This window comes from Desulfobulbus propionicus DSM 2032 (assembly GCF_000186885.1).
GTDB classification, from domain to species: domain Bacteria; phylum Desulfobacterota; class Desulfobulbia; order Desulfobulbales; family Desulfobulbaceae; genus Desulfobulbus; species Desulfobulbus propionicus.
In genome coordinates this window covers 966,458-988,868 of the sequence record NC_014972.1, presented here as the reverse complement: position 1 = coordinate 988,868, position 22,411 = coordinate 966,458, and the positions used below count along the sequence as shown (strand labels likewise).

The window sequence follows — 22,411 nt, the reverse complement described above, 5'->3', positions numbered from 1 at the left end:
TCGTGAAGAATTGACGTAAAAAGAACGAAAGAAACCGATAATAGCACCGGGAACAATCCCCTGTCAACCGCCATTGCGGCCCCGGCGGAAACCGGCCCCGATCTCGGCGGCCCGGGCGAGGATCGCGGCCTCGTCAAGGGTCAGCAGCCTGCGGTCCCGCATCACCACTTGGCCATTGATCACCGAATGGATCACATCGGCGCCGCGCGCGGCGTAGACCAGATGGGAGATCGGGTTGTACATCGGGGTCAGATGCGGCTGGTCGAGATCGAGCACGATGCAGTCGGCCTTCTTGCCGGGCTCCAGACTGCCGATCAGGTGCTCGGCGCCGAGCACCCGGGCCCCGCCCAGGGTGGCGGCGTGCAAGGTGGTGGCGGCGCTCATCACGGTCGGGTCCATGCGATCGACCTTATGAATCTTGGCGGCGGTGTTCATCTCGCCGAACAGATCAACATCGTTATTGGAGGCGCTGCCATCGGTGCCCAGGCCCACGGCAATGCCCGCCGCCAACAGGTCGACCACCGGGGCGATGCCCGAGGCCAGTTTCAAGTTCGATTCCGGGCAGTGGGCCACCTTGACCCCGCGCTCGGCCAACAGGGCGATCTCGGTCGGGGTGAGCATGACGCAGTGATCGGCCACCACCTGGGGATGCAGCAGCCCCAGGGATTCGAGATGGTCCACCGGCGAACGGCCGTACCGCTCGCGGCAGGTGCGTACCTCCTCCTCGTTTTCCGCCAGATGGATCACATACAGTGCCCCCTCGTCCCTGGCCAGCGCCCCCAGCCGGGTGAGCAGTTCGGGCGAACAGGTGTAGACCGCGTGCGGGTCGACGGTGATGCTCACCAGCGGATGGTGCCGGTAGCGGCCAAGGAGCTCCCGAACGTAGGCGAAACCGTTTTCCAACCCCCCGTAGTTGGGCGAGGGGAAATCGTAGAGCACCTCGCCGACCCAGGCCCGCATGCCGGCCTCGGCGGCTGCCCGGGCCACGTCGCCGGCAAAGAGGTACATGTCGCAGAACGAGGTGGTGCCGGAGCGGATCATCTCGCAGAGGGAAAGCAGGGTGCCCTGATAAACCACGTCGCCGGTGAGGGTGGCCTCAAGGGGAAAGATGTAGTCCTGCAGCCACTGCATCAGCGGCAGATCGTCGGCCAGGCCGCGGAACAGGGACATGGCCGCGTGGGTATGGACATTGACTAGCCCGGGCATGATCAACCCATGGGGCTCGGCCATGACTTGGGCGTTCGGGAAACGGGCCACAAGGTCTTCCGCCCTGCCCACCGCCTGGATGGTGTCGCCTGCGATGGCCAGCCCGCCCTCCTCGATCACGGTTTGGCCGCGGTCCATGGTCAACAGGTACTGGCCGGTGATAATCAGGTTCGCCGGATCGTTCATGGAGTCAGCTCCGCCAGGATATGGATGATCAGCTGTTGCAGACGCGGTTCGGCCCTGCGGGCGGCGGCGATGATGTCGTCGAGCAGGATCGGCTGAAAATGGTCCGGATCGTTGACGTTGGCCACCACCGACAGCCCCAGCACCCGCAAGCCCGCGTGCAGGGCCACCAGAATCTCCGGCACCGAGGACATGCCCACCGCGTCGGCACCGATCAGGCGCAGAAAACGGGTCTCGGCCGGAGTTTCCAGGCTCGGGCCGGGGATGCACACATAGGTGCCGCTGGTCACTTCGGCACGATGCAGTCGTTCGGCCAGCGACAGGGCCAGGTCACGCAGTTCCGGAGCATAGGGGGTGGAAAGGTCGGGAAAGCGCACGCCCCAGGCATCCACGTTGGGCCCGCGCAGGGGGTTGTCGCCCAGCAGGTTGAGGTGATCGTTCAAGACCATGATCGTTCCCGGCTGGAAGGCGGGGTTGAGGCCGCCGCTGGCATTGGTGATGATCGCCGTTTTCGCTCCCAGCAGCGCCAGCACCCGGATGGGGAAGGCCACCTCGCGGGCCGAATAACCCTCGTAGCAGTGGAACCGTCCCTGGAGGATGGCGGCGCGTTTGCCGGCCAGCCGGCCGATGACCAGGTTGCCTGCATGGCTGGTCACGGTGGAGCGGGGAAAGTGGGGAATGGCCTCGTAGGCCAGGGTACACTCCACCTCCATCGCCCGGACCAGCTCACCCAAACCGGTGCCCAACTGGATGAGCACCTCGGGCGGGGCGCTGATCCGCTCGCGGAGAAAGGCGACCGCGGTTTCGACCTCGTGCCGGTGGCGGTCAATGTCGATCATGGCTCCCCTCCGATCATCTCCTCACTGGAGTCCATTCCTGGCCACGAATTCCTTGACTGTCTCGACCTCCGCATCGAGCACGACGCAGCGGCTTTCGCGGTTGGCCAAATCGGCCAGGGCCAGCGGCAGGGGCGGCTCGCTGCCGATGGCCCGAGTGACCGCCTCACCGAATTTGGCCGGATGGGCGGTAGCCAGACAGACCACCGGCCGGCTCGGTTCGCGCAGGTCGAGCGCGGCCTTGACCCCGACGGCGGTGTGCGGGTCGAGCAGGTAGCCGTGCTCCCGGTGGAATGCGCCGATGGTGGCGATGGTCTCCTCCTCGGACACCGCACGCGAACGGAAATCCTGGGCCACCCGTGCCGTGAAGGCCGAGAGATCCAGTTTTCCGGTGGCGGCGAATCCTTCCATGTCCGCCTTGACCGCCGCGCCGTCCTCGCCGCGCAGGTAATAGAGGTAGCGCTCGAAGTTGGATGCGATCTGGATGTCCATCGATGGACTGCTGGTGGCCTGCACCTGTCCCCGTGAGTAGTCGCCTTGGCTGACGAAACGGGCCAGGATGTCGTTGGCGTTGGTGGCCAGGATCAGAGTGTGGATGCAACCGGCGGGAAGCAGCGTTTTGGCCACATAGCCGGCGAAGATGTCGCCGAAGTTGCCGGTGGGCACCGAAAAATCAACACTGCCCGATCCCAGTTTGCGTAACTTGAGATAGGCGTAGACATAGTACACCACCTGGGCCAGCACCCGGGCCCAGTTGATCGAGTTGACCGCGCCCAGCCGGTAGCGGTCGCGAAAATCGAGGTCATTGAAGATGGCCTTGACGATACTCTGGGCATCGTCAAAGGTGCCGCGCACCGCGATGTTGAACACGTTGGGGTCAAGGACCGTGGTCATCTGCAGGGCTTGGATGGGGCTGGTGCGGCCGTGCGGATGCAGGATGAAGATGTTGATCTTGTTTTTGCCGCGCACCCCGGCAATGGCGGCACTGCCGGTGTCGCCCGAGGTGGCGCCGAGGATGTTCATGAAGCCGCCGGTGCGGGCCAGCACATATTCGAACAGGTTGCCGAGCAGTTGCAGGGCCACGTCCTTGAAGGCGAGCGTCGGACCGTGGAACAACTCCAGGATGTAGACATCCCCCCGTTTGGTCACCGGGGTCACCTGCGGATGGGCAAAGGAGGCATAGGCCCGCTCGATCAGGTCTTCCAGATCGGCCTGGGGGATATCGTCAATGAACAGCGAGAGGATCTCCCGGGCCAGATATTGGTAGGGCAGATGCTGCCAGCGGTCGAGCACCTCGGTATCGACCGTGGGCAGGGTCTGGGGTAAAAGCAGGCCACCGTCCCGGGCCAGCCCCATCATCACCGCATCCTGAAACTGAAGGGGCTCGATGCCGCCCCGGGTACTGATATAGCGCATGGTTGTGTTCCTTTGTCAGCTGGTTAATCTATCAATCTGGAGTCTGTTGGATGGAAAAGGGTGATCCTGCCCATCGCGCTTGCCGATACGCCTTCTCTTCCACCCCAACGGGAGCCTTCAGACGATCAAGCTCTCCCCTTCCATCTCTTTCGGGATCGGCAGCTCCATCAGAGTGAGGATGGTGGGAGCGATGTCCTTGAGCGCGCCGCCGGGGCGCAGGGTCCGGTTTCGGAACGCCTCGGAGACCACGATGAACGGCACCGGACTGAGGGTATGGGCGGTGTAGGGGCCGCTGTTCTGCGGGTCGACCATCTGCTCGGCGTTGCCGTGATCGGCGGTGATCAACAGCACCCCACCCCGCTCGCGGACAAATTGCTCGATCCGGCCCACGCACCGGTCCACGGTCTCGCAGGCCGCCACCGCCGCGGCCATTATCCCGGTATGGCCGACCATGTCGCCGTTGGCGAAGTTGAGGATCACCAGATCGTAGGGCGCACCGGCCGCTTCCCGCTCGGCCAGGGCCGCGAGCAGCCGGTCGGTCACCTCGACCGCGCTCATCTGCGGTTTCTGGTCGTAGGTGGCCACATCGCGCGGCGAATTGATCAGCAGCCGGTCCTCGCCCGGATAGGGGACCTCGTTGCCGCCGTTAAAAAAATAGGTCACATGGGCGTACTTCTCGGTCTCGGCGATGCGCAGCTGGCGGCGGCCATGGCGACTGACCTCCTCGCCGAGGATGTGGGTGAGTGTCACCGGCGGGAAGGCCACGGGAAAGGGGAAATCGGCCTCGTACTCGGTCATGGTGGCCAGGGCCAGCAGCCGCGGCCGGACGCCGGCATCAAAACCGCTGAAATCGACGTCGCCAAAGGCATGACAGAGTTCGCGCACCCGGTCGGCGCGGAAATTAAAGAAGATCACCGCATCATTATCGCGAATGCGGGCCAGCGGCACGCCCTGGCCATCGACCAGCACGGTCGGGGTGAGAAACTCGTCGGTCTCGCCCCGGGCATAGGCCTCGCGCATCACCGTGACCGCATCGGCGGCGGTCGGACCAACCCCTTCGACCATGGCATCCCAGGCCTTTTTCACCCGGTCCCAACGCTTGTCCCGATCCATGGCCCAGTAACGGCCGGAGATCGTGGCCACCTGGCCGCAGCCGATCCGTGCCATGGCCGCAACCAGCTCCTCCATGAAACCCAGGCCGCTCGTCGGCGGGGTGTCGCGGCCGTCCATGAAGCAGTGCACCACCACCTCGACCCCCTTGGCTGCCGCCAGTTCAATCAGGGCGATCAAGTGACGGAGATGGCTGTGCACACCGCCGTCGGAGACCAGGCCGCACAGATGCAGGCGGCTGTCCGCCGCCTTGACCTGCTCCATTACCCTGTTGAATACCGGATTGGCGGCCAGCTCGCCCCGCTCCACCGCCAGGTTGATGCGGGTGAAATCCTGGTAGACGATCCGTCCGGCGCCGATGTTGAGGTGGCCGACCTCGGAATTGCCCATCTGGCCTTCAGGCAGGCCGACCATGCCGTTGTGGGCAACGAGCGTGGTCATGGGATAGGCGGCGCTCAGCCGGTCCATGTTGGGGGTCTTGGCGACAAAAACCGCGTTGGTCGGCACGGGATCGGCAATTCCCCAACCGTCGAGGATGGCCAGGATAACGGGAACGGGCGCGGACATGATGGACCTCCTTGGCAATCAGGGCTGGGCGTTTTCGGCCAGCAGGCTGTCGACATCGATCTTGGGGGCATCGTGCCACAACCCCTCCAGATCATAAAAAGCACGGTTCTCATGATAGAAGATGTGCACCACCACATCGCCGAAATCGAGCAACACCCACATCCCCTCGCGCAACCCCTCGCTGTGCTTGCTGCTGATCCGCTTGGTGCTCAGCTCGCCCTCGATGGCCTCGGCCAGCCCCTGCACGTGACGGGTGGAGCGGCCGCTCATGATCACGAAATAGTCGGTGAAGGAAGCCAGGCCGCGCACATCCAGCACCACCACCTCCTCCGCCTTGGTGTCGAGGGCCACGCGGGCGCACACCGCCGCCAGTTCCCTGCCCTCTTTTTCCGCATACTCTTTTTTTAATTTTTTCATCGGTTCACGTTGTGATGACGGTCTGTGATTGTTGGTTTTCGCACCTTCCGGCCGCCATTCGAAATGCGTTCTTCTTTCGGGCGCAGGGGATCAGCCGTTATCGGCTTCCTTGTCCTTGCCCTTCTTCCCCCGAGGGGGAAATGCAAAACTCAGCTTGCCCTTGGCGTCCAGCAGGAGGAAAGCGTCAAAGGGCTTTTTCCTTTTGGAGATGAAACCGCCAATCAGCTCGGTGCGGCCATCGGCGAGTAGCTGGCTGATGTGTTCCCGTTCCAATTTTTTCCCCAAAATGATTTTGGAGATGCGCAAGCCCTTCTTCTGATCCCCCTCAAGCGCCGATTCGGAAAGAAAACCGGCCGGCGTTTCGAACACTTTGGTCTGATCGACGGGTGAGAGACCAAGCGGCTCCTGGCCGCGGATCTCGTCCAGATTCAGTTCGTCGGTGGAATCGGCAAAGAGAAATTCGACCTTGGAGTTGGCGATGTGCACCGAGGCCGTGAAGGGCTTGCCTTTTTTCGAGCGGAAATCGTTGAACGGCCCCAAGGTTTTGCCCCGGATCAGTTCGACGATCTCCGCGGGGTCCATCACTCGGCCGCCCAGCACCTTGCGGATGATCAGCTTCTTGTCTTCGGATTCATAGGCCGAGGCGGTCTCGTAAAAGCGGGCCCCGTCCACCGGCGAGAAAGGCGCCTCGTGACGCTCCGTGCCTCCGCCCTGCTTGACCTTGTCGACGATGGCCCCGGTCATCTCCCGGATCTCTTTCATGAACTGCGTCCGGGTCATGGCCCCTTTCAGGATCTGGTTGAGCTTGTACTCCCATTCGCCGGTCAGCTCCGGCGAGGCCAGTACGTCGATCTTCCGGGCTTCAAGCAAACTCAGCAGCTCGAAGGCCTTGCCCGTGGGCACCAGCTCGCGCTGCTCGCGGACGATATACTTTTCGTTGATCAGTTTCTCGATGATCGCCGCCCGCGTGGCCGGCGTGCCCAAGCCGCGCTCCTTCATGGCCTCGGCCAGTTCCTCGTCTTCGACCAGCTTGCCCGAATGCTCCATGGCCGAGAGCAGGGTCGCCTCGGTGAATCGGGGCGGCGGCTTGGTTTGATGTTCCTGCCGGTCGATGTCCTCGCACTGCACCAGGGTATCCGGCGGCAGTGCCTGCAATTCCTTATCGCCGTCCTCCTCGCTGCTCGCGCCGTAAATAGCCCGCCAGCCCGGTTCCACCAGGATCTTGCCCTCGGTGAGAAAGGTTTCGCCCTCCACCAGCGAAAGCCGCCGGGTATTATGATACACTGCGGCGGGAAAGAAAACGGCCAAAAACCGCTGGACGATCATCTGGTAGATCTTCAGCTCGGGCTCGCTCAGGGTCTTGGGCAGGCCGGCGGTGGGAATGATGGCGAAGTGGTCGGAAATCTTCTTGTTGTCAAAAATCCGTTTGTCTTTCTTGAGATACTTCTTCTCCAGGGCCTCGCTCGCAAAACGGCCATATTGCCACTGCTGCTGCTGACCAACCACCTTCACCACCGTGGGCAGGTAGTCCTCGGGCAGGCAGCGGCTGTCGGTACGGGGATACGTGATCAGTTTGTGCCGCTCGTAGAGGGCCTGGGCCAGAGCCAGGGTATTCTTGGCGGAAAAGCCGAAACGGCTGTTGGCCTCGCGCTGCAACAGGGTCAGGTCGTACAGCGGCGGCGCGCCCTTGGTCGACTTCTTGCTGCTCTCCTCGACCATGGCCGGCTTGCCGGTGCAGCGGTCGGCAATCTCTTTGGCCCGTTCTTCCTCCCAGATGCGGTTGCGACGGCCGTGGGCCTGCTCCTCGTCTTTGGCAAAGGCAGGATCGATCCATACCCCCTGGTAGGCGACCGGCCCGCAAACGAAACAGCCATGCAATTCCCAGTAGGTGGTGGGCACAAACTCGCGTCGTTCAGTCTCGCGCTTGACCAACAGCGACAGGGTCGGGGTCTGCACCCGGCCACAGGGTGTCTTGCGGAAACCGCCGAAGCGAGAGTTGTAGCAGGTCAGGGCCCGGGTGGCGTTGATGCCGATCAACCAATCGGCCTCGGAGCGGCACAGGGCCGTATCCTCCAGAGGCCGCATCTCCTGGTCGTCCTTGAGCTTGCCCAAACCGTCGCGGATGGCATCCAGGGTCATGGATTGCAGCCACAACCGTTGGACCCGTTTGTGCTCCACCGAGCGATTGGTGGCCTGCTTGAGAATGTACTTGAAGATCAATTCGCCCTCGCGGCCGGCGTCGCAGCCGTTGACGATCACCTCCACGTCGCGGCGGCGGATCAGTTTGGTCAGCGCATTGAATTGGGCCTTGGTGTCCGGTAGCACCGCCAGGGGAAACTCCTCGGGCAGGATGGGCAAGTTGTCCAGGGTCCACTTGTTCAGTTCGGGGTTGATCTCCTCGGGGTAGGCGATGGACACCAGATGGCCGATGGCGTAGGAGACGATGTACTCGTCACTTTCATAGTGGGTCTTGGCGTTAGTGAATTTTCCTGGCAAGGCCTTGACGATATCGGCGGCAACGCTAGGCTTTTCGGCAATGATCAGTGTTTTTCCCATGGGGAGGGCCGCTTGTTGCCTCACTTGGCGAGAGATGTAAAAAAGGTGCGCAGACTGGCGTGCCAACGATCCGGCTGTTCCAGGTAACAGGGATGCGGTGCTCCCGGATAAATCTCCCGGGTGGCGCCCTTGATTCCCGCCAACAGGATGTCGCTGTTGCCCAGCGGAGAAACCTGGTCCTCGCCGCCCCAGACGATCAGGGTCGGCGCGGTAATGACGCCCAAACCGGACCGGTTGTCCTCCACGCCCACGGCACCAACCAAAACCAGACCAGCGATTCGCTGCGGATAGTTCAGGGAAAATTCCAGGGCAATGCGCCCACCCATGGAAGGGCCGATCAGGGTCACCCGCTCGATGGCCAAATGCTCGAACAACCGTGCGAGCACCGCAACCGGCGCGGCCTCGCTGGCCGGACTCCGGCCAAATCCGGGCATATCCACCGCCAATACATGCTGCCCCATGCCCGCCAGGAATTCCAGGGTACCCAATTGCCGCCAGGTCTCGGCCTGAAACTTCATGCCGTGCAGCAGAACGACAGTGGCGGAACTGGTTGGTCCACACGCAAGCGCATGCACCGCACACGATCCCAGATCGATGGTTTGTTCACTGATGACAGTCATGGGAGCCTCCTCCTTTTTGCCTGTTTCCCTTGAAAATACCTTGCCGAGGCTAAAAGCAGCCACAGAAGTAAGCGACCGGCGCCGCTTTGTCAACGGGAAGGGGCACACCTTGACACCAACAGGATACGCCGAGTACCGGATGCACCTGCCTGCCGACTTGTGGATGCAAGCGGCCCCAAGCAAGCGCGGGAAGTTTTGCTTGACCATCCCAACATTTTAATTTTAATAAAAAATTAACGACAATACACTCTCCCGCTCTCACCCTTTCCATTACACAGGTTTCTTTGATGGCTCTCTTTCGCTGCAACAAATGCGGTCACCTTCGCGAGGTGGCCAGCGAACATATTGGAAAATCGGCCAAATGTCCTCAATGCCAACACATCGCGCCCATCCACGACACGGTGGCCTTTGTTGAGAAAATTCTGGAAAAATATTTTGCGCTACAAAAAGAGCTGATCAAACTGCAACAGACAACAAACGCTTCCGATCCGCTGGAAATACAAGTCATTGACCAGCCAAGCGGAGAACTCTTTTCCCTGAAGGATATTGACATCCATAACACGACCGAGTTGGCCAATGATCAACAATACCAGCCGATCATCGAGTGGTTTGGAGCAAAAAAAGTCACCGTGAAGGTCAATCCAAAGGAACTCGACACGACAGGGTTCTTTGACGAGATGGCGGTCGAACTAGGGAATAACTATGAAGTCCTTCGAGAAGTGAGCGAAAAGATAAAACGAATTCAGAATAAAGGCTATACCAATGTACATTTTCAACTGGCCAAGAAAAGCCAGAAGCATATTCAGGAGATCGTGAATTTTTGCAACCAGCTCTATCGATTTTCCTTTGTCGCCAAGTGTTTTTATCAAAAACACGAGAAAATCGTAAAACTTACCCTGCAAACCGCGCCGGCGATCGTTCAATTTTTCAATGGCACTTGGCTTGAATGGTTTGTTTTCATCAAGGTCTTCAACCTGTTACAAGAAAAGCACACACCATTTTCTGGTGCGCGCAGCCTAACGGTCACCCTCCCCAATGAAGACTTTCACGAACTGGATGTCTTTTTCCTGATCAACAACAACATTCCTCTGTGCATAGAATGCAAATCAGGAGAATTTCGTCAAGATTTGGACAAATATTCACGATTGCGCAAGCGACTTGCGATAGACCGGTCCCATTTCATACTCTGCGTCGCTGGATTAAGCGATGAACAGGCCCAGGGTTTGACCAGCATGTACGAGGTAACGCTTGTCAACGAAAAGAATTTGATTCCCCATGTCGAGCAGTTGCTCGGCTGACCACCAACCGGTTCGAACGAGAGGAGAACGCCGTTGTCCCACACGTTTGGCAATGAAGCATTGCCCCGAGGATATCCGACTCCTGTCAGTACCGGAAAGAATCACCCCTCCATTGCTCCCAACTCCAGCCGCCCTCCTTTCACGATCAAAGGTGACGACGTTCCCTGAACAGAAGCGCTCCCCGCATCAGTTGACTGTCCGGCGATTCCGCTACAAGGAGGTCGCCGGCGCACCTGCCGCGCCGGTTCCGGCCTTCGGCGGTACATAGGCACCGCCGCTGGTGACCGGTTTCGGCGCAGCGGTGGTGGCGTCCACGGCACGAAGTTCGGCTTCGATCCGGGCGAGGTTGCGCTGGATTTTGTCGGCCAGGCCCGATTGGGGGTATTTGGTCAAGGCGCCCTGAAGCAAATCGCGGGAGCCGAGCAGAAGTTTGCGCTTCTCCTCGGTGTCACGGCTGTTGGTGGCGCGGACAAAAAGTTCGGCCGCTTTTTGCCGCGCATCCTGGGCACCGAGTTTGGAAGCTTCTGCAATCAGGGGATTGGCCTTGGCCTCATAGGCGGTCTGCCGCAGCCGGTTCAACCGCTCGATCGCCTTGTCGTATTCCCGCGCCTGCAGATGGGCCGCACCCCGGTCATAGTCTTCCTGCAAGGCCTTTTCATCGACAACCGGTGTCGGTGGAGCGTTCCCAACCTGGACATTTTCCACCGCAGTCGATGAAGCTGCCGGAGCGGTCACGGCGGCTACCGGCCCGCCTGTGGCTTGCACCTCCGTCGCCTTCCGTTCGCCGGCCATCTCCTCCACCCGCTTGCTCCCCTGGTTGACCCAGGCTTCCGCTTGCGCGCGGCTGTCATTGCGCATGGTATTGACGTTGGGAACAAACCGTGACGCCGGATACGCTTGCAGAAACCGATCCGCCTGCTCGGCCACGGCATTACCGTCACGTTTAGGGTTGAAGGCCAGGTAATTTTTCAGCAGCGCGCCATATTCCTTCATCTCTTCCGGCGTCACGCCACCAGGTTGCAGGGCGGCGAGTTGCAGGCCGGGCCATTCTTCCTTGTGGGCTCCCTTCTCGATCGACAACTGAACGACCTGCTCGTATTGCCGCCGCGCCTCGTCATAGGCCTCTCCGGCGAAATCAATGTCCGCGACGAGCTGCATCATCGGCAACAAGAGTTCGCTGTCCCCCTGCTGCTCGCGTACCTTGGGCAACAGGTCGCCCAGAATCCGGCGCGCCTCGGATTCCTGATGATTTTTCAGCAGGGCCAAGCCGTATTGATAGGTGGTCTCAGCGGCCGGGCTCTGATTGGGCGCCAACGGCAGCTTGGCATACAAGTTGATGACCTGGTCATAGTCGCCCTGGTCGAAAGCGGCCTTAATCTGGGGATCGGCGGCCGCCGAAACCGCTGGTTGCGGTGTTTCCTTAAGCTCAACCAGGAATGCGCCGCAGCCGCTTTCCAAATAATCGATATCCTGCTGGTTGAGTTGCAACAACGAGTTACCGGCCAACAGCTGGGCGGCATCGACTCTGGTTTCCTGCTGCAACTGTTTCTGCAACGAGGTGTACTCCAGGAGAATATCCTGCAGTTGAGATTCACACTCGTTGATCCGGTTGCGTTTTTCAAGCGGCAGCGCCAGAATCTCGGAATTCTTCTGTACCTCCCGCCAATCCTGCAATTTCTCCTCATAGGCACGGATCCGGGTGTTGATGGAGGTCATCGCCGGCAGCAACACATCCCGATTGACCACTTCGGTGGCGGGTTGCCCTCCCCCTTCCTGGCGCATAGCGGCTTCCCGCTGCGCGCGGGCTGCGGAGGGATCGATCATCCGGCTGTCAGTGGCGCATCCGGAAAGCAACAGGCCGCAACAACAAGCAGTAACCACCAGGGATTTGGCGGTACAACGGGGAGTGAGTATCATCATGGCGTTGGTCGGGTAGACATTCAGTTCAACGGAAGGGAGGCCTGAAAAAACGGCACACGTTCGCTTGAGATCTGTATCCCTCGCCATCTTCTCATCCTGCGGGGAAAAACAGCAAAAGACACAAATTTTAAAATAGCAAATTACACGGTGGGGGACAATTGCTTTCTTGGAGTGCGTGCAAAAAGCGCCGCGACTGTGCCGCTCCGCCGGCTCCCATCAACACCACGGCAGGAGCTCAGCGATTTTTCCAGAACGGCAGAAACTGGCGGAGCGGCTCGAACCGTCCGCCCTCGGTTCGGGCACCGAAACAGAGACTGGCCGGACCTGCCGGCGGTACGACTTGGCGGGCGCCCGACGAACTGGCGGCTGCCCCGCCTTGATTGGGGGCAACCGGCACAAAAATTTGCCCCACATCGGGATAGCGCAGGCTCAGGCCATCGAAGGTCAGATCGACCGGGTCAATTCGATCGGCAATCCGTTCCACATCCAAAAGACCCTGGGCTATGTCGCTCCAAGCCGGCAAGGCGCCCTGGGAGCCGCTAACCCGAAACCTGCCCCTGACCATGGGCATATTGTCATCATAGCCTGTATAGACACCAACCGTGTAGCCCCCCTCGAACCCCACCCCGGATTGATCGGGCAACAGCACCGGAACAAAACCAAGAAAGGCGGCATTCCGATAATCGTTGGCCGTCCCTGTCTTACCCAGGAGCGGATAGGTCTGTTTGATGCCGTCAACGATCTTCTGCCGTTCCGGATCGGTACTGCGCAGACGGACGTGTTCCTTGGCATATTTGCCGGTACCGTAGGGAATGACGTTCTGGAGGATATTGCCGATGGCCGCCGAACTCTTGGCATCGATCACCCGCGTTTTATGCACCTGGCGAGAATAGACCACCCTTCCCTCCGGGGTCTCGATCCGTTCAATAATGGCCGCGCCATCCGGGTCAACACGTCCGTCAAGCTCGGCGAGGGCCAGGGTTGACGCATCGGCGGCGTCATGCCGGTAGCCGGTGAGCAGTGTCTCGTAGAGACGGGTCATTTCCGACAGGGAAACGACGTTGGAGCCAAGCGGCAGCGACAGAACCGGTTCAAAATTACTGTTGATGCCACATTCCTTGGCCAGCCGAACCATGTACTGCAAACCGAGCATCACCCTGAAATCACGGACTTCACTGAGCACTTCCATGGAATACAGCTTGTCGCTGTCCACCTTGTCGCGCTCGATGCGGATCTGTTCGTCCAGCTGCTGCACATCGGCGGCCGAAAGCACCCCCTCCAGCTGTACCTCCTCCTGCCAGAAGGATTCATACCGGGTCGGGTCGAGGGAGAACAGGTGATCGGCGATCTCGCGCGCGCTCAGTTCCATCCAGTTGGGCGGCAACTCCGAGCGCCGGGTAAAGATGAAACGGCCAAGCGTATCCTTCACCAGACGTCCAGCCGTTGGCGGAACGCTCTCCCCCGGGTTGTCAAAAGCGCTGTCCGGGTCCACCGTGGGGGGGCTCTGCAGCGGCGAACGTCGGAACTCGGCCAGCCGGGGCAGCAGCGCCCTCAGCCCGAGAAATTCGTCGTAACGCATCCGCTCCAGACGGCCGTACTCGCCGGTCCGGTTCTCGAACACGAAATCCGGCTTAAGGGCGCGCACGGCACTGCTGAACACGGCCCGCCCCAAATATTCCCGGGACACAACGATACCGTACTTATCGCGCATGCGCGCCTTGTACTGCTGGTAGTCCTCGGTTGTTCCATCCACAACGCGCGGCGCCATGTCCACCTGAGTCGCCAATTCCCGGACCATCGCCGGGGTCAGGTGATCGGTGAGATGGTAGAGCAACCAGACGGCGGCCACGTTCTCCGAGGTCACGCCCGCCCAACTGAGAGAAACCGAGCCGAAGGGACTGTCATGATCAGGCTGGGGCGCATACGGACGGTTCATGAACATAAAGGTCTGGGGGGTATTGCTGATCATGTCGATCGGACTCCACCCCAACTGCAGGGCCGCGGCGAGGACAAAGGTCTTGAACGTTGACCCCATCAACCGTTTGGCCGTGGTCGCCCGATTATAGTTGAGATTGGACATGCCGCCGCTCATCGCCCGGATAGCCCCTTCCTGAAGGACAAAGGCCGCGCCTTCGACCTTGGGGTATTTTTCCAAGTCAAGCAGCAGCATGCCCCCGTCGTCAACCTCGCGGATACAGGTATAGACCTTGTCGCCCGCCTGTACCTGCCGCAGCACGGCCTTGCGGTCGGCCGGTCCAGAAGCAGCGGCGTTGCGCGCGAATTTGGCATGGGCATCGGCCAGCCGCACCAGACCGGAGCTGTCGATTGTCCCCACAGCCCGCCCTTCGTCAAACACCACCCGCACAACCGGTCCGCGTTCCCGGGTGTCCGTGATCTCCTCCACGGTGCCGAAAACGCAATTGCCGGGCACAAAGTCTTCATCCCCTGAATAGTCAAGCGACTGGTATTCGCTCTGTACCTGAGCGCGTGAATAGCCGCGCAGGCGCACATCGAGTTGCGAGAGTTGCCGCCGCAAGGCCTGCACAGTCTTTGCTTGAATGGACTGGTCCAGCGAGGTGATGATCCGGGCGCCCGAGGTGGAAATGTTGGATATGCCGTTTTCCTCCAGGGTGTCGGCGATGAAAGCGGTTTCCAGGCCCTCCTTGACCAGGTCCATGGCCGTGTTCTGGGCAAAGGACATCTTCCCTTGACGAAAGACCAGATTAGAGACATTGAGCTGTTTGTAGTCGCGCTCGCCCAGCATCCCGACCTTGCGCATCTGTTCGAGCACGTAATTGACCCGCTCCTCTCCTCGCTGCCGGACCTCCTCGGCATTCGCCTGATTTTTCCTCAGAAAGGGATTGTAATAATTGGGCCGCTTGACACTGCCGGCGATGAAGGCGCATTCCAGCAGGGTCAGCTCCTTGGGTTCCTTGTCAAAAAAATAGCGGGCCGCGACCCCGAGACCATGTCCGTTGCCGCTGACAAAAAACTGATTGCAATAAAATTCGAGGATTTTCTCCTTGCTGTACCGATGCTCCAGACGCAGGGCGAACAGCAGTTCCTTGATCTTGGCCTCCATGCTCCGCGATTCCCGCTTAAACAGGTTTTTCGCGGTTTGCTGGGTAATGGTGCTCCCGCCCTGGACGATGCGGCCCGCCTGCAGGTTGGCGATCATTGCCCGGATGATTCCTGGCGGGTCAATGCCGAAATGATGAAAATATTGATTATCCTCGGCCGCGATCAGGGCGTTGACAAAATCTTGGGGAATGTCCTTGTACGGCAAATACTGGCGATGAATCCCTTCAAACAGGACCCCGAGTTTTGTCTGACCGTCACGGTAGAACACGGGACTTTCCCGACCCAGGATCTCGTTGATATGCGCTTCCTCGATCTCGGGCGTGGGAACCATGACGACAAGGTAATAGAGGCCTGCGGTTCCGGCCGCCACCATCAGCAGGGAGCAAAAGAAAAAGAAGACAAAACAGTATTTAAAAAATCTGATCATGGTTCTTGATACCGATGGACACGCGACCAACCGCCATTACAAGAGTTTGCAGAAAAATTTCGGGCGGGAGCACGAATTAGATAAATTACCCTCGACATTGTTGACAAATCGGCAAGGATACCAGACCTTGCTGGCAACAGAAAGGGAAACCTGCGGAGCCTAGGAGGAATCAAGCTCGGAGTTTTTCTTCGAATCCCCCCTGTCCTTCGCGCTCAGCCCCCTGTTTCCAATCCGGCAGACCCCCGAAACACAACCAGACCATCGCTCGGGCAGTCCAGCCAATCTATCGCGCCAAGGGCTGTTTCTCCCCGCACTTCGTCTCCCGAGCAGGAGAGTACACCTGGGTGTGGAAAACGGGAAAAAGGCAGTTTTTCAAAAAAATACGAAGAATACTTGACTGATTGGATGAAAAAAATTGCCTTCTCAATGAGTTTTTCTTGTCTTTCATTTTATTTTAATGGTAAAAGAACCACTACATCTTGCCTGCTGTGTTCACAAATAATGCTGTTTGCAGAAAAACAATATCATTTCAATGCAATACAAGGTTGCATAAACCCCACTACTACATATGAAAATATTGCCCGTTCTGCTTAACTCCTGTTGCATCGCCCTTCTTTGCATTTCACTTTCCGCCTGCTCCTCACACCCAAAACGTTCGGCCCTGCACCGTTCACCCACCCCTGTGACGGATGCCGACATCCAAGATGAGGAAATTGCATCGGCTGAACCCGAAGAAACCGCCCAGGAAGAACTGGAAGCGCTCAACAAGCCGGGTGCGTGGGAATATGGGGTGAAGACCACCTATTCCCTGGAGAAGCTGGGGATTGATCCTTCCAAATACGATTTTCCCATTACCGTCAACAAGCAGGTTCTCTACTACCTTGAACTGTTTCAGGGAAAACAACGCAATTATTTCACCCAGTGGCTCGCCCGCTCCACCATATATCGTCCGTATATCGAGCGGGAATTGAAAAGAGCCGGGCTTCCTTTGGATCTGGTGTATCTGGCCATGATCGAATCAGGGTTCAACCCGTCCGCCTATTCGCCGGCCGAAGCCTGCGGCCTGTGGCAGTTCATGGAAGGAACGGCACAAACATACAAACTTCGGGTTGATTCCTGGGTCGACGAGCGACGCGAACCGGAAAAGGCGACCAAGGCAGCCATCCGTTACCTGTCCCGCCTTTACTCGCAATTCGGGGATTGGTACCTCGCCGTTGCGGCCTATAATGCCGGCGAGGGCAAGATCGACACCGCCATGAAAACGTACAATGCTTCGGATTTCTGGGAGGTGGCCGCATCCGAAGGTATTTTCATGGAAACCAAACGGTATGTGCCCAAATTGATCGCGGCCATCATCATCGCCCGCAATCCGGAAAAATACGGATTCACCGATATTGCCTATAAAACCCCTCACGAATACGAAACCATCACCGTGCCTGGAGGCGTTGCCCTGGAAGCCGTGGCGCTCACAGCCAATACCTCGATCAAGCAACTGCGCTCGCTCAACAACGAGCTGCGAAAGAACCAGACACCGCCCAAAAATGAATACACCCTGCGCATCCCCGTGGGATGCAAAGAATTGATTGCCGCCAATCTGGATAAATTGCGACCGGTGACCAGAACTGTCTACACGACCCACACCGTCAAAAAGGGTGAAACGCTGACCGAGATCTGCAACCTTTACAAGATCAGCAAGACCAGCCTGCTCAAGGCGAACAATCTGCGCACCGCCCAGCTGAAAAGAGGATTACGTCTCCAGATACCGTCCACCTCGACAAAGTATGTGCTGCTCAACAGCGAGGACCAGGCCGAGGATCGCGTCGCCAAAGTCGACAAACCAGGGAAGATGGTGAAAGTCGAGCCTGCCAAGCAACAGGCCGTCTCCCACCGGGTCAAACAGGGTGAAACCGTGGCATCCATCGCCAAGCAATATCAGGTTTCGACCAAGGACATCCTGCGCTGGAATAAAATCGCCAACTCCAGCACGATCAAAAGCGGCCAGAAACTCTCCCTGTATCCGGAGCGGCCGCAGCCAGAACCGGTGACCGTGGCCGCGAAGGCGGTCAAGATTGCTGCGGCGAAGACAGCCGCGATCCCGACCCTGGATCCGTCCACCAAAAAACAAAGCGTGCAAAATGTAGCCAAGGCGCCATCTGGCAACAAGCCAGAAGTGATCAAACCGACGGCGACCAAAACAAGTATCGCCAAAACCGCAAAAGCGGAGCCTGCAGCCAAGGTTTCGGTTGCGATCGCCAAAAGCACAAAACCACACACATGGTATGTTGTTAAAAATGGCGACACCCTGACGGCGATCGCCAAAAAATTTCAAACCTCCACCCAGGACATTCGAGCCTGGAACAAACTCAGCACCAACACGGTGCAAACGGGCAATAAACTGCTCGTTAAAAAAGGCTGATACTCCGGCGGGCCGCCAGCCCGCCGTTTCTTTTTTCCTCATGCACAAAGATTGCCGTTGCCTGTTCGCGGCAGTGACGAAAGAAGGGTACTGCGGGTCGTCTCCTCCTGCTGAACCTTGTAGCCACTTTTCGTTTCCCCCCAACAACCAAAAAAATTGTAGCGCGTCATGTCCACCGTCTTGCTCACAGGAGCCACTGGGTATATTGGCCGCCGTCTGGAAAAGGCGCTCCGGGAACAGGCTACCCTGTCCCTCCGCCTCCTGGTTCGCAATGCCAAGAAACTCACGGCAAAAACCCGCGCGCAATCCGTGGTCATCGAAGGAGACACCTTTGACATGGGAGCGTTGCGCCAGGCATTGGCCGGAGTCGAGACCGCCATTTATCTCATCCATTCCATGGGCACCGGGGAAGATTTCAGCCGGCTCGATCGGGAAAGTGCTGAAAATTTTCGCAACGCCTGCATGGAAATGGGTGTACGAAAAATCATTTATCTGGGAGGACTTGGTCTTCGACAATCGGCCTCGGCTCATTTGGCCAGTCGCATTGAAACAGGCGAAATTCTCTCCGCATTCCCCGACCGTCTCCGCACCATCTGGTTTCGCGCCGGGGTAATCATTGGCTCGGGCAGCACCAGTTTCGAAATAATCCGCCATCTTGTCGAAAAACTACCGTTCATGATCACCCCTCGCTGGGTACGCACCCTGACCCAGCCCATTGGCATTGATGACGTCATTGCCTACCTGACGGCAGCCGTCGACCTTGATCCACCCGAGAACCTGATCGTCGATATCGGCGCACCGCCCATGAGCTTCATGGACATGCTCACCCAAACCGCTACGGTCATGGGATTGCGGCGGTGGATCGTTCCCGTTCCTTTTTTAAGTCCGCGCCTGAGTTCCTATTGGCTGACGCTGGTCACTCCGGTCCCCTACAAGGTGGGGGCAGCATTGGTAGAGGGACTGAAATCGGAAACTCTGGTACAAAATGACCATGCGCGGCAATATTTTCCTCATATTCATCCCCAGCCCTATCAACAGGCTGTCCGCCGGGCTCTTGAGGAACTGGAACACGATCTGGTGCTAAGCCGCTGGTGCGATTCCAGCCCGGGAGCCGTCTGCGATATCAACGAACAAGCGATGCCGGGCGAATCGATTTTTCGCGATGTCCGCACGGTTTCCTTCGCCGGGATTCCCGCAGAACAGGTGTTTTCTTCAATTCTCAGCCTTGGGGGGGAAACAGGGTGGTATTCCTATACCTTTCTCTGGCAGGTGCGGGGGTGGATTGATAAAATCATGGGTGGCTATGGCCTGAACCGTGGTCGTCGCCTTGCTTCGGATCTGCGTATCGGCGATGCGGTCGATTTCTGGAAAGTCGCCGATCTTGTGCCCAACAAACGCCTCCTCCTGGTGGCACAGATGAAACTTCCCGGCAAGGCCTGGCTGGAATTCGATCTACAGCGCGATACCTTGGTCCAAACCGCTCATTTCATTCCCCGTGGATTATGGGGACGAGTATATTGGTATGCGGTACTACCGTTTCACGCCTTCATTTTTCCCGACCTGTGTCGAACAATCGTTGACCAGGCCTCAGGCCGGCATGCCCGTGACGGCATGGATCAGCGTTGATTCGTCCCCTCCTTCCCTGTTTCTCTTCTTCACATGGTGTGATTTCACGCTGTTCCAGAGAATGCCACCGAGCACACGTCCTCTATGAAAACCTCCAATTTCCCGACGCATCCGTATCCCGACGATGTGACTACCATTCACCTTAAGGACAAAACCATCCTCCTGATTGGCACCGCGCACATTTCCCAACAGTCAACCGATCTGGTCAAGCAGGTCATCGTGCAGGAACAACCTGATGCGGTGTGCATTGAGCTGGATGAAAAGCGCCATGCAGCCCTGGCCAAACGCGATACCTGGGAAAACCTCGACGTGAAGCAAGTGGTGCGCAACAAGCAACTGGCCACCCTCATGGTCAACCTCATCCTTGCCGCCTACCAGAAAAAACTGGGCGGACAATTGGGAATCATGCCCGGAACCGAACTGCTGGCCGCGTCCCAGACCGCCGAACAACTGGGCATCCCAATCGTGCTCTGCGACCGTGATGTGCGCATCACCCTGCGCCGCGCCTGGCGCGCCACTTCTTTTTGCAAAAAGGGTTATCTACTGGCCACACTTCTGACCTCTCTCTTCGACAAGACTGTATTGGATGAAGAGCAACTGACGGCGATGCGGCGCAAGGATGTCCTCTCCGAGCTCATCAACGAAATGGGAGCCGCCCTGCCCCACACCAAGGAGGTGTTGATCGATGAGCGGGATATCTACATGGCGGAAAAGATCAAACAAACCGCAGGCCGGCGACTGGTGGCCGTGGTCGGAGCCGGTCATACCGAGGGCATCAGACGGGCCATTGGGCAGGATAACCGCGATCGGATGGAAGCGATCAACGCCATCCCGCCAACGGGAAGAACGGCAAAGATCCTGGGATGGCTCATTCCCGGCCTGATCCTTCTGGGCCTGCTGCTTATCGGCATCCGTCAAGGAACGGCCGAATTCACCGCCAATGCGGTGTATTGGATACTGGCCCATGGCATTCCTTCATCCCTGGGCGCCGTGATCGCCCTAGCCCATCCAGCGACCATTGTCTCGGCCTTCGCCGCCGCGCCGATCACCAGTCTGTCTCCGCTGATAGGCGCCGGCTATGTCTGTGCGTTTATCCAAGTCATGATCTGCCCACCGGTGGTCAGGGAATTCGAGATCGCGGCCCAGGATATCGCCACCGTGAGTGGGTGGTGGCGTAACAAGCTGTTGCGCATTTTTCTGGTTTTTATATTAACCACCCTTGGCTCCAGCATCGGCACCTGGATCGGAGGTTACCGCATTGTCGACACACTGCTGAATTGATGGCCACCCCTGGCGTTTCCTTTTCCATTTTTTACTGCCTGAGCACCCCATGAACATGACAGAACAAGCACCCCCTTCCCTCGACCTGACCAGCGGACAGAAAAAGAGTCTGCGCAGCCTAGGCCACCACCTCGAACCCGTGGTCCATGTGGGCAAAGAAGGCTTCTCCCCTGCGTTGCTCAAATCGATGGACGCAGCACTGAAGGCCCACGAGCTGATCAAAATCAAACTGGGACAAAACTGTCCGGTGGAAAGAAATGCGGCTGGTCCTGAACTGGCTAGAATGTCCGGGGCGGCCCTGGTGCAAGTCATCGGCCGGATGATTTTATTGTTTCGCCCCAATCCGGAACTCTCTCAGGGGAAGCGGATAGTCGTGTAACGAGGTGGAAAAGAAGGAACGAACGGAACGGAATTGTTGTTCCGGAAAAAAACCGCCGTTTCCCTGGAGACACCCAGGAGAAACGGCGGAAAGAAACGCGAAAAGTTCTTTTAGAGATCGCCGCGGTCGAACAGATCGCGTCGGTCTTCGACAAACCAGTGAATGAATTTTTCCAGACCGTTTTGCAAAAAGCGATCAAAATCCCACGGATCATTGGACAGCAACTTGCGGCAATCGTCTTTGATCGCATAGGCATAGGCCTCATGACAAGAGCCGTCGGCCATGGTTACCTGGACCAACACCCGTTCGTATTTGTCTCCCTCAAAGGCATCGAGTTTTTCCATGGCCTGCTCGTTCAGCCCCCAGTACAGCTTTCCGGACACAACGGAATCTTCCTGGCGAATGATCCCCGGATACTCCGAACCGCGAACGCGGAATCTCGCCCAGTTATTCAAGGTTGCTTCCTGACCCGCATAGGCCTGCCCTGTGACGGCTTTCATCACAAGTGGCGACTGCAACGTTCCATAGCAAAATAACGCACTCTTCTCCATTGTCCTACCTACCTGGTCTTTCGATATCAGTTGAGTGTATGTCAAGCTTGAACGTTCCCCCCTGAGAACGTCAAGGCAGTGCGACCATAACTGCCGCTTCTTCCATGGCATTCGGTCCCGGCGCCTGACACCGGCGCAGACGCGCCCCACCGGTCACTACCATGCAAGTGTTCTGTTCTCCTCCCTTTCTCTGCTTGTTGTCGCCGTGTCGTGTTGTCCATCAACCCACAATCGTCCTCTTTTGCCCGTGGGCGTCCATCCCGCCTTAGCGGCGGCAAGCGGTTAAGTAAAATACCCCAACATCGCTGTTTTTCCAAGAACAGAAGCATCCTATCAGTAAAATCCCGCTGTCGACCGCCTTGAGGCGTTTGGAGGCAAACATTCCCGCAAGGCATCACGGACGCGGCACTCCTTGATCGTTTGTGAGCGGGTGGCGCCTCTCAGGACGATGCCCCGAGCCGTGGTATCACGGTCTCCCCCTGGAACGCGCACAATCCGATGCAAGGTGGAAATAACTCTTC

Annotated in this window: 15 protein-coding genes; 5 read left to right on the top strand and 10 right to left on the bottom strand. The window is 58.5% G+C overall.

All coding sequences use genetic code 11. The features are described from left to right. Positions 1–63: 63 nt before the first annotated feature. The 7 genes from DESPR_RS04420 to DESPR_RS04390 form a co-directional block, all read right to left on the bottom strand. Complete coding sequence (locus tag DESPR_RS04420) at positions 64–1,392, bottom strand: amidohydrolase family protein (RefSeq protein WP_015723610.1); 1,329 nt, start codon at positions 1,390–1,392, stop codon at positions 64–66. After that, positions 1,389–2,228 carry a purine-nucleoside phosphorylase gene (locus tag DESPR_RS04415; RefSeq protein WP_015723609.1) on the bottom strand — a complete coding sequence of 280 codons (840 nt, stop codon included), beginning with the start codon at positions 2,226–2,228 and terminating at the stop codon, positions 1,389–1,391. Before DESPR_RS04415 ends, DESPR_RS04420 begins: the two co-directional genes overlap by 4 nt. Positions 2,229–2,249: 21 nt before the next feature. After that, on the bottom strand, positions 2,250–3,641 hold the full coding sequence (thrC, locus tag DESPR_RS04410; RefSeq protein ID WP_015723608.1) for a threonine synthase: 1,392 nt from the start codon (positions 3,639–3,641) through the stop codon (positions 2,250–2,252). A gap of 117 nt (positions 3,642–3,758) precedes the next feature. Then, on the bottom strand, positions 3,759–5,318 hold the full coding sequence (gene gpmI / locus DESPR_RS04405) for a 2,3-bisphosphoglycerate-independent phosphoglycerate mutase (protein WP_015723607.1): 1,560 nt from the start codon (positions 5,316–5,318) through the stop codon (positions 3,759–3,761). An 18-nt stretch (positions 5,319–5,336) separates the two neighbouring features. After that, positions 5,337–5,735, bottom strand: coding sequence for a ribosome silencing factor (rsfS, locus tag DESPR_RS04400; RefSeq protein WP_015723606.1), 399 nt, complete (start codon positions 5,733–5,735; stop codon positions 5,337–5,339). Positions 5,736–5,825: 90 nt separating this feature from the next. Then, positions 5,826–8,291 (bottom strand): DNA topoisomerase III, encoded by a 2,466-nt coding sequence (locus tag DESPR_RS04395; protein WP_015723605.1) that lies wholly within the window; start codon positions 8,289–8,291, stop codon positions 5,826–5,828. A 20-nt stretch (positions 8,292–8,311) separates the two neighbouring features. Then, on the bottom strand, positions 8,312–8,911 hold the full coding sequence (locus tag DESPR_RS04390; RefSeq protein ID WP_015723604.1) for an alpha/beta fold hydrolase: 600 nt from the start codon (positions 8,909–8,911) through the stop codon (positions 8,312–8,314). Between the two features lie 287 nt (positions 8,912–9,198). On the opposite strand from DESPR_RS04390, the gene DESPR_RS04385 reads away from it, so the two are divergent. Continuing rightward, positions 9,199–10,209 (top strand): Rpo12/RPC10 RNA polymerase subunit family protein, encoded by a 1,011-nt coding sequence (locus DESPR_RS04385; protein ID WP_015723603.1) that lies wholly within the window; start codon positions 9,199–9,201, stop codon positions 10,207–10,209. Between the two features lie 210 nt (positions 10,210–10,419). Here DESPR_RS04385 and DESPR_RS04380 read toward each other — a convergent pair whose 3' ends face one another. Both DESPR_RS04380 and DESPR_RS04375 read right to left on the bottom strand, forming a co-directional pair. Beyond that, positions 10,420–12,129: a basic helix-loop-helix domain-containing protein gene (locus DESPR_RS04380; protein ID WP_169701523.1), complete on the bottom strand. Its 1,710-nt coding sequence runs from the start codon at positions 12,127–12,129 to the stop codon at positions 10,420–10,422. Between the two features lie 235 nt (positions 12,130–12,364). Then, on the bottom strand, positions 12,365–15,637 hold the full coding sequence (locus tag DESPR_RS04375) for a transglycosylase domain-containing protein (protein ID WP_015723601.1): 3,273 nt from the start codon (positions 15,635–15,637) through the stop codon (positions 12,365–12,367). 682 nt (positions 15,638–16,319) lie between these two features. Here DESPR_RS04375 and DESPR_RS04370 point away from each other — a divergent pair. From DESPR_RS04370 to yhbY, 4 genes are all read left to right on the top strand, one after another. Beyond that, positions 16,320–18,053, top strand: a complete 1,734-nt coding sequence (locus DESPR_RS04370) for a LysM peptidoglycan-binding domain-containing protein (RefSeq protein ID WP_052302056.1) — start codon at positions 16,320–16,322, stop codon at positions 18,051–18,053. A 168-nt stretch (positions 18,054–18,221) separates the two neighbouring features. Then, positions 18,222–19,679, top strand: coding sequence for an SDR family oxidoreductase (locus tag DESPR_RS04365; protein ID WP_015723599.1), 1,458 nt, complete (start codon positions 18,222–18,224; stop codon positions 19,677–19,679). Positions 19,680–19,763: 84 nt separating this feature from the next. Further along, positions 19,764–20,960 (top strand): TraB/GumN family protein, encoded by a 1,197-nt coding sequence (locus DESPR_RS04360; protein WP_015723598.1) that lies wholly within the window; start codon positions 19,764–19,766, stop codon positions 20,958–20,960. 49 nt (positions 20,961–21,009) lie between these two features. Beyond that, entirely contained in the window at positions 21,010–21,339 is a 330-nt protein-coding gene (yhbY, locus tag DESPR_RS04355) for a ribosome assembly RNA-binding protein YhbY (RefSeq protein ID WP_015723597.1), read from the top strand. Between the two features lie 110 nt (positions 21,340–21,449). Here the strand turns inward: yhbY and DESPR_RS04350 are convergent, their stop codons facing one another. Beyond that, the gene (locus DESPR_RS04350) at positions 21,450–21,890 is read right to left on the bottom strand and encodes a gamma-glutamylcyclotransferase family protein (protein ID WP_015723596.1); all 441 of its coding nucleotides are present in this window, start codon (positions 21,888–21,890) and stop codon (positions 21,450–21,452) included. Between the last annotated feature and the right edge of the window lie 521 nt (positions 21,891–22,411).